Origin of the sequence: Apilactobacillus ozensis DSM 23829 = JCM 17196 (assembly GCF_001435995.1) — a bacterium.
GTDB classification, from domain to species: Bacteria; Bacillota; Bacilli; order Lactobacillales; family Lactobacillaceae; genus Apilactobacillus; species Apilactobacillus ozensis.
The window spans coordinates 1-11,742 of the sequence record NZ_AYYQ01000008.1 but is presented as its reverse complement, the minus strand read 5'-3'; the positions used below and the strand labels follow the sequence as shown (position 1 = coordinate 11,742).

General features: G+C 30.8%; 11 protein-coding genes and 2 pseudogenes. 7 read left to right on the top strand and 6 right to left on the bottom strand.

Annotation, left to right across the window (positions count from 1 at the left end; translation table 11 throughout):
* Positions 1 to 521: 521 nt before the first annotated feature.
* From FD06_RS07785 to FD06_RS02280, 3 genes and pseudogenes are all read right to left on the bottom strand, one after another.
* Positions 522 to 1,367: pseudogene (locus tag FD06_RS07785) on the bottom strand (PD-(D/E)XK nuclease family protein); the annotation flags it as partial.
* A 38-nt stretch (positions 1,368 to 1,405) separates the two neighbouring features.
* Positions 1,406 to 1,759, bottom strand: a complete 354-nt coding sequence (locus FD06_RS02285; RefSeq protein ID WP_054658568.1) for a hypothetical protein — start codon at positions 1,757 to 1,759, stop codon at positions 1,406 to 1,408.
* A gap of 14 nt (positions 1,760 to 1,773) precedes the next feature.
* Entirely contained in the window at positions 1,774 to 2,331 is a 558-nt protein-coding gene (locus tag FD06_RS02280) for an NAD(P)H-binding protein (protein WP_054658566.1), read from the bottom strand.
* 112 nt (positions 2,332 to 2,443) lie between these two features.
* Here FD06_RS02280 and FD06_RS02275 point away from each other — a divergent pair.
* Positions 2,444 to 3,370, top strand: a pseudogene (locus tag FD06_RS02275) (aldo/keto reductase).
* A gap of 152 nt (positions 3,371 to 3,522) precedes the next feature.
* Positions 3,523 to 4,833, top strand: coding sequence for an NCS2 family permease (locus FD06_RS02270; protein ID WP_056965825.1), 1,311 nt, complete (start codon positions 3,523 to 3,525; stop codon positions 4,831 to 4,833).
* Positions 4,834 to 4,901: 68 nt separating this feature from the next.
* Here FD06_RS02270 and FD06_RS02265 read toward each other — a convergent pair whose 3' ends face one another.
* Positions 4,902 to 6,422: a BspA family leucine-rich repeat surface protein gene (locus FD06_RS02265; protein ID WP_056965823.1), complete on the bottom strand. Its 1,521-nt coding sequence runs from the start codon at positions 6,420 to 6,422 to the stop codon at positions 4,902 to 4,904.
* Positions 6,423 to 6,554: 132 nt separating this feature from the next.
* On the opposite strand from FD06_RS02265, the gene FD06_RS02260 reads away from it, so the two are divergent.
* On the top strand, positions 6,555 to 7,109 hold the full coding sequence (locus tag FD06_RS02260) for a cysteine hydrolase family protein (protein WP_054658847.1): 555 nt from the start codon (positions 6,555 to 6,557) through the stop codon (positions 7,107 to 7,109).
* Positions 7,110 to 7,188: 79 nt separating this feature from the next.
* A complete protein-coding gene (locus FD06_RS02255; RefSeq protein ID WP_056965821.1) occupies positions 7,189 to 8,190 on the top strand; it encodes a hypothetical protein in 1,002 nt (333 codons plus the stop codon).
* Here the strand turns inward: FD06_RS02255 and FD06_RS02250 are convergent, their stop codons facing one another.
* Both FD06_RS02250 and FD06_RS02245 read right to left on the bottom strand, forming a co-directional pair.
* A complete protein-coding gene (locus tag FD06_RS02250; RefSeq protein WP_056965820.1) occupies positions 8,191 to 8,541 on the bottom strand; it encodes a fluoride efflux transporter FluC in 351 nt (116 codons plus the stop codon).
* A 9-nt stretch (positions 8,542 to 8,550) separates the two neighbouring features.
* Complete coding sequence (locus FD06_RS02245) at positions 8,551 to 8,928, bottom strand: fluoride efflux transporter FluC (RefSeq protein WP_056965818.1); 378 nt, start codon at positions 8,926 to 8,928, stop codon at positions 8,551 to 8,553.
* A gap of 188 nt (positions 8,929 to 9,116) precedes the next feature.
* Between FD06_RS02245 and scrK the strand changes: the two genes are divergently transcribed.
* The 3 genes from scrK (at position 9,117) to FD06_RS02230 (ending at position 11,653) form a co-directional block, all read left to right on the top strand.
* Positions 9,117 to 9,989 (top strand): fructokinase ScrK, encoded by an 873-nt coding sequence (gene scrK / locus FD06_RS02240; RefSeq protein WP_056965816.1) that lies wholly within the window; start codon positions 9,117 to 9,119, stop codon positions 9,987 to 9,989.
* A 242-nt stretch (positions 9,990 to 10,231) separates the two neighbouring features.
* On the top strand, positions 10,232 to 11,233 hold the full coding sequence (locus FD06_RS02235) for a zinc-dependent alcohol dehydrogenase family protein (protein WP_056965814.1): 1,002 nt from the start codon (positions 10,232 to 10,234) through the stop codon (positions 11,231 to 11,233).
* Between the two features lie 27 nt (positions 11,234 to 11,260).
* A complete protein-coding gene (locus FD06_RS02230; protein ID WP_054658841.1) occupies positions 11,261 to 11,653 on the top strand; it encodes a VOC family protein in 393 nt (130 codons plus the stop codon).
* Positions 11,654 to 11,742: the final 89 nt, after the last annotated feature.

Below are 11,742 nucleotides of genomic sequence, written 5' to 3'. Positions count from 1 at the left end.
TGTAACCATTTATTACCTTCATAGCCATTGCGTAAAACTAAATTCTCAGTCAAATCAATTCGATTACGATAATCGTTGATATCAAGGTAATCACCATTGGAATCTTTAGGAATTAACATTTCAGTTTTTAATAAACGCATCACGTCAGCATATTGGTAACTTTTGCCATGCTGGCTGTCAATGCTAAATAACGCATTCAGTAGTTCTACTAACGGATGGTCGGCCATGTTTTTTTGAACATCATTAAAAAAGGGAATGTCTTCCATATCAAATATCGGTTTAATAATGTTTTTATAGCTATCCAAATGTCTAGTCATAACTAAGAAATCCGAATATTTATAATTTTTAGTAGCTACCATTTGCCGAATCTGATTGGCTATATACGAAACTTCCGCATAATTATTATCAGTTTGCCAAACTTCAACCGAATTATTTTCCAACTTAGCATCCCTGATTTGACCCATCTTAGCTGATTCTTTCCAATAATTATCTAACTTTAATAGGTCTGCATTTACTCTAGGACGGTTGGCATAGATATCAGTTAATACATGCTTATTATGCATGCGTGCTAATTGGTAGAGTTCATGATATAAACGAGCAGACTTATAAAATAAATCTGGTTCTTCTGGTAATTGGCTAGGATACGGTTTATCCAAAGTTAAGTCAATAACCACTAGGTTGGCTTTTTTTATCATGGTTTCAACTATCGCACGTTCTTGAGCCGTAAGTTGTGAGAATCCACTGATGTAAAAATTAGTTTTATCCAGCTTGGTATCAGCTTGGTTTAAATAACTATTTAAAATATCTAGCATATCGGATTTATGCAAATATTTACCTAAAGTCCGTGCTTCAAATTCACGGTATATAATTGCAAAATCTTTTAATTTATCATTTAATTCTGACTTAAAATGATGATCCATATTGGTTAACTGGTCTAAGTCATCTGCTGAAATACAGCCTGCTTGCATCTCTGCAATTTGTTTAGCTATTTTAGCAACGAACCCAGTTTGACCAAGTTCACCATTAAAAATCGTTAAGTCAGCTTGATGGTCCAAGATGATTTGGTAAATCAACATGTTAATTCCAGATTCACTTAATTGTGGTTTTTGGTATTCTGGATGATTTTTCAAGTAATACCAAACCAATCGAGTCATTGAAAAGACTTGTAGGTTATTGCTAGCAAAAAAAGGATTATTTTCAATATTTAAATGCTTTAAAGTATCCACTTCTGACTCAAACTTAATATGGTTGGGAACGATATAAAAATTCTGTTCATCAGAGTGATTATCTAGTCTTGCTTGCATACTTTCGATTATTTTATCGTTGTGGTCGTATCCAGCGGTTCCGATAATAAATTGTAATGACATGTAACTACCTCTTAATCTTTATAATTCAAAAATGACAACTAACTATTAGATGGTAATTTATTTTCCAATAAAACTTGGTTCGTGAAAAATGCTAATTTATTAATTATCACAGCCTTCTCTTCATAATCATGTGTAGCTAACTTATGCTGCATAATCGCCCAACAAGCTAGATTATCTGTGACTGGTAAAATATCTCTAATAATTTTCAAATCTGAATGGTCGAATTTATTTTTAGCATTTAAAAATGTTTGGTAATCAGTGATTAAACTCATACTAGGTTTGTCATCAATCGAATGATTAGTTCGAAAAATAACTAAGTGGACCCTTTGTTTAGCGTTATTTAAATCATTTTTAACGTTTTTAATTTCTTCATCTGTAATTTGTATTTCCAATATAACCACTCCAATTATTTTTCAACTATGCCAATAGAAGCATTGTTGTATTTATGATGTTGCAAAGCATCGTATGCCACTTTGGCGACTGCAGCAGTTGAGACTTTTCCAGCAGGCATTAATTGTCCTTCTTCATATAAATAAGTTTTTCCAAAAGTATTTTCTACTAATTCTACCGGTCTTAAAATTGTATATGGAATTTCATATTCATCGACTATTTTGATAGCGTATCTTTGTTCATTTAAATATTCTTTCACATCTTTTACTTTTGGATAGTCGATTGGATTTTCCAATTCTTTATCAACGCCGGCAGTAGAACACATTATAAACTTACGAAGATTAATTCGACAATCATTAATTGACTCAAAAAGAGCTTCAAAATATAAATCTACATCCATTGGTCCCAAAAAAGAATATATTATTTCAACATTTGATAAGTATTTTGTATAACTATTTTTATCAGATAAATTCTTTTCGTCTATGGTAACAACATCAAAATTGTTTCTTTCTAACATTATAATCAGTTTTCTAGCTATTAAATTGTTTTTACCTAAAACTAATATTTTTTCCACAATATCAACTCCATACATTAATATTATCAAGCGGTTAATTATTATGCTAATCATTTTAAATAATAATTTATTTGTTGCATAATTGTGTTATTAAAATTTTAGGAGGTTAATTATGGTTAAAATTGGAAAATCAGAAGTATCAACTACAAGTCTAGGCTTAGGCACTAATGCAGTTGGTGGCTACAACCTATTCACTGGATTAAAAGATACAGACGGTATTGATATTGTAAAAAAAGCATTAGATAGCGGAATTACCATGTTAGATACAGCTTTTGCATATGGTATGGGACATTCTGAAGAATTAATTGGTCAAGCTATTCAAGACTATGACCGTAGTAAATTTGTAATTGCCACTAAAGCTGCTCAAGACGTTAAAAATGGTGAAGTTCAAATTAATAACTCACCTGAATTTTTAAAACAGAGTGTTGATGAAGCATTAGAAAGATTACAAACCGATTATATCGATATTTTCTATATACATTTTCCTGATGACCACACACCTAAAAACGAAGCTGTAGCAGCTTTAAATGAAATGAAAAAAGCTGGTAAAATAAAGGCCATTGGGGTTTCAAACTTCTCACTAGATCAAATTAAATAAGCTAATCAAGATGGTTTAGTGGACGTTGTAGAAGATCAATATAGTTTAATTCATCGTGAAGCTGAGCAAGAATTATTCCCTTACTTAAGAGAAAACAACATTTCATTTGTGCCTTTCTTCCCATTAGCATCAGGTTTATTGACTGGTAAATACACTAAGGAATTATCATTCCCTGAGGGTGACATTCGCAGTGAAAACCCTGATTTTAAAGGTGAACGTTTCGAACGAATTATAGATAAAGTAAATGAAGTTTCTAAAATTGCCAAAACACATGATGTAAGTACCGCTCAATTAGTTTTAGCTTGGTACATGAAGAACCCTGATATTACAGTTGTAATTCCAGGTGCTAAGAAAGCTGAACAAGTTGCAAGTAATGCAAAAGCAATGCAAGTAATTTTATCAAATGATGAATATGATAAGATCAACGCAATTTTTGAATAATAATTTCACACATAAAAGATAGCTAAATTGCTATCTTTTTTTATTTTAAAATAAAAATAGTTCGTTTATTGATTTAATATAACCTATTATGTTAAAATAAATTTGTTGCTTTTTAACAAAATACGAACTATTTTTGAAAGAGGTATCTACTAATGGGGTCAAAAATTGCTAGTTTTTTCAAGTTTGACGAATTAGGAACCAACTATAAGCGTGAAACTTTAGCTGGTTTAACTACATTCGTATCTATGGTTTACATTTTATTTGTAAATCCGAACGTTTTAAGTGCTTCAGGTATGGATAAAGGAGCTGTGTTTACAGCTACTGCATTCGCTACCGCAATCGGATGTTTCTTAATGGGAATTATTGCTAATTATCCAATTGCTATTTCTACTAGTTTAGGAATGAACGCTTTCTTCGCATATTCAGTTTGTGTGGGAATGAAAATCCCTTGGCAAACAGCATTAGCCGGAACTTTTGTAGCTGCAATTATTTTTATTATCATTACTGCATTTAAGTTGCGTGAAATGATTATTGATGCTATTCCTAGTGATTTAAAGAGTGCAATTGCCGGAGGGATTGGTTTATTCATTGCATTCCTAGGTTTAAATCAAGGTGGTTTAGTTGTTGCGGATAAAAGTACTCTTGTAACTTTAGGTTCATTCCATGTTGGAACTACTTGGTTAACTATTTTTGGTTTGATTGTTGCAATTATTTTAATGAGTGCCAAAGTTCCTGGATCTATTTTTATTAGTATGGTAGCTACAGCAATTTTAGGAATGTTTACCCACCTAATTCCAGTTCCATCACAATGGGTAGCAAGTATTCCTAGCGTTAAACCTGTTTTCTTAGCTGGTTTAACTCACATTGGTGAAATCAATACTTTACAAATGTGGGTCGTTGTATTTACATTCTTATTAGTTTCATTCTTTGATACTGCCGGAACTTTAGTTGGTTTGGCTGAACAAGCTGGCTTTGTTAAAGATAATAAAATTCCAAGTGTTGGTAAAGCATTAACTGCCGATTCAGCTTCAATGCTTACTGGTTCTTTAATGGGAACTTCTCCAATGGGTGCTTTCGTTGAATCATCTGCTGGAATTGCCGTAGGTGGAAGATCTGGTTTTACAGTTATTGTTACTGGTATTTTATTCATTTTAGGTACATTCTTCTCACCACTATTAGGCGTTATCACCGACCAAGTTACTGCACCTGCATTAATTTTAATTGGAATGTTAATGGCCCAATCACTTAAAAATATTCATTGGGAAAAATTTGAAATTGCTGCGCCAGCTTTCTTAATTGTCTTAGGAATGCCTTTGACTTACAGCATTTCCGATGGAATTGCTTTAGGATTTGTTGCTTACCCAATTTCAATGATTGCTGCTAAACGTGGTAAAGACGTTAATCCATTTATGTACGCACTAGGAGTTATCTTTATTATCTTCTTCTGGGTATTAAATGAATAATTAAATTTAATAATTGATAAAAAAAGCTTAGATTATTAGTCTAAGCTTTTTTTATAACTAAAAATATTTTATTTAATTAATTTAACTAATTTCTTATTTGCTTCAAAGTAATATCCGTTAATAGTTCTGAAAAAATATTTATAGTCTTTTTCTATTAATTTATTTACTGAAACAATTTTACCCTTTTTAAATGTTTTATAACTATGTTTGTTTAAATTCTTACTTAAATTAACATTTTTTAAAGCTATGACATTACTACTACCTAATTTAATTTTAGTGTAATATAGTTTTCTTACATAGCTATCGTTTGCGGTAATGTATCCTTTAGAATTATTAGATTTAACATGATATCTTAATAATCCAGTTTTAGATTTAGAATATCCTAAAACTTTAAAATAATTTCCCTTTTTATAATACTTAACAAATTTATTTTTAGAAAATTTTGTATTCTTGTGCAAACCTATTTTCTTTAAATTGTAAACATAAAAGGGTCTAAACTTTTTTGGTGTTGTTGGTGTTGTTGGTGTTGTTGGTGTTGTTGGTGTTGTTGGTGTTGTTGGCTTAGCATAATTATCCCAAACATAGGTACCAGCTTTTATCGGAGAGTTAGTATCTAAGATATCTCCTAGAGGATTATGATCTGAACCTTGGCCTATTTCTTTCCAGTACTTTTGTGTAGAAACAAAAGTTATATCACCATCTGTAAACTCTTTATTATCACCAGGAACATCTGGCAGTTTAATTTTATTATTCTTTAATAGCTCGTTATTATTACCGAAAGTATTGTTACTGATTTTTATTTTCCATAAACTATTGGATCCCTCAAAAATGCCGGAATCGGCATTATTAGGAATTGAAAACTTATTGCTAATATTAATATATTTTATACCACTATAGGCGAACATATAAGGAGCTACTGTTACCTTGTCCATATTCCAATTACTTAAGTCTAATTTGGAAATATTAGTACCTAAAAAAATTGTATTCATATTAGTAACATTACTAGTATCCCAACCACCAACATCAATTGATTCTAAACTAGAATCTGCAGAAAACAATTCATTCATATTGGTAACATTACTAGTATTAAATTTAGACACATCTAAATGCTTAACTTTTGGCAAATCTGCAAAAGCTCGGCTCATACTAGTAACTTTTGTAACATCCAATTTGCTTAAATCTAAATTTTCCAATTTAGGATTAGACTGAAAAATAGATGTCATATTAACAACGTTGGATGTATCTAAATTCTCCATATTTTCAATACTTTCTAGATTATCCATATCAGAAAATAAATAACTAGAGTCTGTAGGAGCATAAACTTTTCCCGATAATATAATATGCTTTATTTTACTTACATTATCACTATCTAAAGTATCCGCTATTCCTTTAGATAATGTGCCACTTTCAATCGTTAAAGTACCATCACTATCTAGTTTCCAATGACATGTACCATTTGTTCCTTCCGTTACAACTTTATCATCAGCCTTCACATTATAATAAATTGGATGACTAAAATTATTAAAATTGCTAAAAAACATTATTCCTGAAAATACAGTTATTAAAAACAAACATATTTTTTTAGACATAAATAACACAACCTTTCTTTTAATACAATAACATTTAAAGGTAATTAATTAAATTAACTTTAAAAATAATTAAAATAAACATAGGCTTGCGTTTTTCAATTATAATAATTTAAAAAGCAAAGAGGTAGCAATATGAAAGAACCAGAAGCTCTATTAATAATCGATTATACTAATGATTTTGTGGATTCCAATGGTGCTTTAACAGTTGGTAAACCTGGTCAAAAGATTGAACCATACATTGTAAATTTAGCAAAACAATTTAATGAAAATAATCAATGGGTAATTTTACCAACTGATTTACACGAAAAAGACGACCCCTTTCATCCGGAAACAAAATTATTTCCACCACATAATTTAGCCAATACATGGGGAAGAAAGTTTTATGGTAACCTTCAGCCTTGGTTTGAAGAACATCTAAATGATGACAAAGTATATATGTACGATAAGACTAGATATAGTTCATTTGCCGGCACTGACTTAGATATAAAACTGCGCGAGCGAAACATTAAGAAAATTCATTTAGTAGGGGTTTGTACGGATATTTGTATTTTACACACAGCTATATCTGCATATAATCTAGGTTATGAAATTGTCGTACATGAAAAAGGAGTCGCTGCACTAACTACATCTGGAAATAATTGGGCAATTAATCATTTTAAAAATTGTTTAGGTGCAACTGTTGTATAATTAGATTAATTAAAATAAAAAAGCTAGTCATTAATTGGCTAGCTTTTTAATTGCAAATATTTAAAAAGTGAGGAAAATCATGAAAAAAAAGTCAAAAGTATTAATTGGATTAATTTCGTTCATATGCCTTATTAGCTTCGAAAACATTGCTAATGCTAAAAATATAAAACAGCATTCTTCTTTTATGGGAAATTATAAAAAAGTGGCATGTGTACATAATAAGGTTTACCCCAACCACAACCAATCAAACGATAGTTATCAAACTAAATCTTCTAAATTAGAGTTTCAAAGGGGAAATAAGCATATAACTTTACTTAACGATTCAAAAATGTCTGAAATGGTTTATAAAAAACACTATGGAACGGTTCAAAACATTACCATGTCACCAGATAATAGATATTTATTCGTTGAGTATCATGAAATTTCTTCTACTGATAATTCAATGCTAGGCAAAATTGCTAAATTCGATTTAAAAACTAAAAAATTAATCAAAGAAAGTCCCGAAATGGAATTTGGTCATGGACAGTCACTTTCATATAACCGACATGAAAAAATACTTTATTTAATTGTATTAGGTCGAAACGCTAGTAAGCACGCTAAAATTATGCGAATCAATCCAAATAATTTAAAAAAAATAAGCTTAACTAAGGTTAAATCTAAATCATACTTAATCAGCGACCAATTAATATTTGACAAATATAATAATGCTTATAGTTATACTAAGTCATCCAATAATATCAATGGAAAAAACTGCTTACGTATCTATAAAGGTAAAGTTAATAAAAAGCATTCTAAATTAAACTTAAAGCAAGTTATTAAGCATGCTCCCGGTTCCAATAATTATCCAGCTAACATTCCTCAATCTATGGCATATAATCAACGCAGTGGCCGCATATATTTTGTAGCTAATGGTGAAATTATGTCAGTTTCTAGTCACAAACTAGGACATTTAAAGAGAAAAGATATTCAAGATACAGTTTTTAATACAAATAAAGAATTTGAAGGTCTAACCTTTGATAGTAAAGGATATGCATATTTAGCTACTAGATATCAAATTTTCCGTAGTACTCGTCCCTTATAATTAAATGTAAAAACCCACAAAAGCTGCCAATATACCTAAAACAGCAGTAATAAGGTAGTAAAATACTGAAATATATATTTTTTCATTCGAAAGTTGAACTGTTTCATTCATATAAGTAGAAAAAGTAGTATATCCACCAATAATTGAACTCAAAAATAAAAAACAAATACTATTATTAACCATGTTACTAGTCAGTAAGCCTAACAAAAACGATCCAGTAACATTAATAATAATGGTAGAAAAAGGTATTTTAAATTTACAAAAACAATAATTAAAAATTTCGGTTAATAAATATCTAATAACTGAACCAATGGCCGCTCCTAATCCTACTAGAATAACGTATTTAAGCATACAATTAACCTAACCTTTCCGTCCTAAAAATTTTGTGCCTAGTTGATAACCAATCAATGCGAATCCTAATCCTAAAAATAAGCTTGTAATTAGATATATAAAAGCTAGACCAATTTCACTATTTTTAAATAACGTTACAAATTGCATTGAAAAAGTAGAAAAAGTTGTAAAGCCACCGATTAAGCCTGTACTAAGCCCAGCTAAAAATTCTGCTGAAAATTTAGATAGTCTAGGAATCAGCCCCGTTATAAAAGCCAATAAAAACGAGCCGAGTAAGTTTATAAAGATAATCGTAACAAATAAATTATCACTAAAGCAGTAGCTTAGTAATCCACGTGCACTACCACCTAAAAAAGCGAATATGAATATATAGATAGTTTTTCTCATAGCATTTTACTTCCTTACCTACTTTATTATTAATATCAGTACATGTTACCATATGTAAAATAACTTTTTTACTATACCAATTTTAAAATATCTTTGACATTTATATTAATAAAACTTATCATTAAATTTTGTTTATATAATTTAAAGAAAAAAATAAAAAAGCAACGTTAATAAGGAGTTCCCAAAATATGTTATTAGGAAGTATTGAAGCTGGTGGAACTAAATTCATATGCGCTGTAGGAAATAAAAAATACGAAACTATAGACTGTGAAAGAATTCCTACCACCACTCCAGACGAAACCTTAGAAAAGGCAGTTAAATATTTTAAGCAATTTAAAGACTTAGAATCTATTAGTATTTCATCTTTTGGACCAATTGAACTTAGAAAAGATGCTAAAAAATATGGATATATCACAGAAACCCCTAAGATTGGTTGGTCTGATGTTAATTTTCTAGGAACAATGAAACAACATTTTGATTTGCCTATCTACTGGACTACCGATGTAAATGGTTCAGTTTATGGAGAATATATCAATTTAAAAAAGCAAAACAGTAAAATAAATTCTATTGTCTACTATACGGTTGGTACTGGCGTAGGTGCTGGGATTATCTTCAATGGTAAATTTCTCGGCGACTTAGGCCACCCTGAAATGGGACATATAAAGTTAAAACGTCACCCAGATGACTTAGATTTTGATGGGATTTGTCCATATCATAAAGACTGTTTAGAGGGATTAGTATCTGGACCAACTTTTGAAGCTCGCTTAGGCAAAAAAGGCTTTGAAGTCCCAATTACTAATCATGTTTGGGATATAATGGCTTATTATGTAGCACAAGCTGCCTTACAAGCCACTCTTACTATTAGACCTAATTGTATTATTTTTGGTGGTGGAGTAGTCAATGAAAAGTTTTTAGACAAAATTAGATTTGAATTTACTAAAATGATGAATGGATATGTTAATGTGGGCAACGTTAATAAGTATATTCGAAAACCTTCCATTAGTGAAAACGGATCTGCTACAATTGGTAATTTTGCATTAGCCAAAAGCCTACTTAGTTAAAGTTAGCACAATCTATATGTTTTTTATAAATTTAAAGAAATAATATGAGATCTTTTAACAAAATTACCGTTAGTTCGGTTTTGTTAGAAGATTTTTTTTTAATATTTACTTAAATGCAATAATATTTGATATTAAATCTTTTAATTTTTGCAGAAATGAGTTATCATTACTTATGAAGTTTGTGAATATATTAATTTATGAAATTAATTATTCAAATTAAACTCGAAAGGATAGTTAAATTTATGAAAGCATTAGTTTTAACTGGCAAGAAACAATTAGAAATTCAAAACTTAGATCAACCAGAACCAAAAGCAAACGAAGTATTGGTTAACGCCAAATACGCTGGTATTTGTGGTACTGATTACGCATTATACAATGGACTTCCAGGTTCAGCTCCAGCTGTTCCCCCAATCGTATTAGGTCACGAAAACTCAGGTGTTGTTGCAGCTGTAGGTTCAGATGTTAAAGACCTTAAAGTTGGTGACAAAGTTACAGTTGACCCTAACATCTACTGTGGCAAGTGTGACTACTGCCGTACTTCACGTCCAGAATTATGTGAAAGCTTATCAGCTGTTGGTGTTACAAGAAATGGTGGTCTAGAAGAATACTTTACTGCCCCTGAAACAGTTGTTTACAAATTACCAGAAAACGTTGATTTAAAATCAGCTGCTACTTGTGAACCAATTTCATGTGCCGTTCACGGTATGGAATTATTAGACATCAAACCTTACCAAAAAGCTTTAGTTATTGGTGATGGTTTCATGGGTCTTATCTTCGCACAAATGCTTAAATCATACGGTGTTAAATCAGTAGATTTAACTGGTCGTCATGACGACAAATTAGCTGAAGAAAAAGAAAAATTAGGTGTTGACCGTGTTATCAACACTACTAAAGAAAAAATCCCTGCAGAATACGATGTTGTTATCGAAGCTGTTGGTCAACCTGCTACTCAAGAACAAGCTGTTGAAGCTACTGTAAAAGGTGCTCAAGTATTAATGTTTGGTGTGGGTGCTCCTGATCAAAAATTCAGCATGAACACATACGAAGTATTCCAAAAACAACTAACTATCAAAGGTGCTTTCATTAACCCTAACTCATTCGAAGGTGCTATTGCCCTTCTACAAAGTGGTAAAGTTGATGTTAACAAGATTATCGACAACGTTATCTCATTAGAAGATGTTGAAAGCGTATTGAACGGTACATCAAACCTTAAAGGTAAATCAGTAGTTAAAATTTCTGATTAATATTTAAAATTATTGGAGGTAACAATTATGGCTTTAAACGATTACTTTACAGGACTTCAACACGTTGGAATCCCATCAAAAGATTTAGACGTTACAATTGATTTCTACAAATCTTTAGGTTTCGAACAAGCTGGTTTGTTCCATAATGGTGAAAACCGTTGTGCATTCATGAAATTCGGCAATCTTATTGTTGAAACATGGGAAGGCGACCCTGTTGCAATGGAAAATGGTGCTATTAACCATATTTCTATGAACTGTACTGATGTTGATAAAGCATTTGCAGCTGCTAAGGAACAAGGCTTAAATGTTTTAAACGATGAAATTCAATCAATTCCTTCATTCTGGGATAATGGTATTAGATTCTTTAACATTCAAGGACCTAACCACGAAACCATTGAATTTTGCCAAATTGTTAAATAATTCAATATAAAAAAAGGCTCGTTCTAACGAACGTGATGTGAACCCCAAAAGTTAGACAACTTTTACTAGGATATTAATCCTAAATATTG